1 protein-coding gene is annotated in these 1,143 nt (G+C 60.4%); it reads left to right on the forward strand.

Annotated elements, in window-relative coordinates:
* A complete protein-coding gene (locus tag GR328_RS26500) occupies positions 1–1,143 on the forward strand; it encodes an ABC transporter substrate-binding protein (protein ID WP_160888628.1) in 1,143 nt (380 codons plus the stop codon).

A 1,143-nucleotide genomic window follows, 5' to 3' on the forward strand; every position in this document is an offset into this window, starting at 1 on the left:
ATTTCCATCAAGCTCGGTGTCCTGACGGACCGTTCGGGCGCCTATTCGGACATCGGCGGCGAGGGCTCGGCCGTCGCCGCTCGCATGGCTGTCGAGGACTTTATAGCCAAGTCCTCCAACAAGAACATCAAAGCCGAGGTCGTTACGGCGGATCACCAGAACAAACCGGATGTCGGCTCCAGCATCGCGCGGCAATGGTATGATCAGGATAATGTCGACGTTATCCTTGACGTGCCGACATCGTCGGTAGCGCTCGCGGTCAGCCAGATCACCCGCGACAAGAACAAGATCTTCATCAACTCTGGAGCGGCCACCTCGGACCTCACGGGTGCGCAATGTTCGCCCAATACGGTACATTGGACCTACGATACCGTGCAGCTTGCGAACGTCACCGGCGGCGCAATGGTCAAGCAGGGAGGAGACAGCTGGTTCTTCATCACGGCGGATTATGCGTTCGGCCACGCGCTTGAGCGCGATACATCGGCGGTCATTCAGAAGAACGGCGGCAAGGTGATCGGCTCCGTCCGGGCGCCATTCCCAACGGCGGACTTCTCTTCCTTCCTGCTGCAGGCGCAATCCTCAGGAGCCAAGGTGATCGGTCTCGCCAATGCCGGCACTGATACCATCAATTCCATCAAGCAGGCGGGCGAGTTCGGCCTGACGCAGCAGGGCCAAGCGCTCGCAGGCCTGCTCGTCTTCGCGTCCGATGTGAAAGCCCTGGGCCTGAAAACCGCACAGGGTCTCGTTCTGAGCGAAACCTTCTACTGGGACCTGAACGACCAGACCAGGGCGTTCTCGAAGCGGTTCGGCGAGCGCATGGGCGGCAAGATGCCCACCATGGTTCACGCAGGCGTATATGCAGGTGTCCTGCACTATCTCAAGGCGGTGGAGGCCTTGAACAGCAAGGACGCGCAGCAGGTCATGGCCAAGATGAAGGAGATGCCGACCGACGATCCGCTCTTCGGCAAGGGCCGGATCCGCGCGGACGGGCGCAAGATCCATGATGCCTATCTGTTCCGGGTCAAGGCGCCTCAGAATTCGAAAGGCGAATGGGACATGTATGAGCTTCTTGCAACCGTTCCGGGGGATCAGGCGTTCAGGCCGGAGACCGAGGGCAGCTGCCCCCTGGTGAAGAAGAGCTGA

Source organism: Microvirga makkahensis, from assembly GCF_009830105.1.
Lineage (GTDB): Bacteria > Pseudomonadota > Alphaproteobacteria > Rhizobiales > Beijerinckiaceae > Microvirga > Microvirga makkahensis.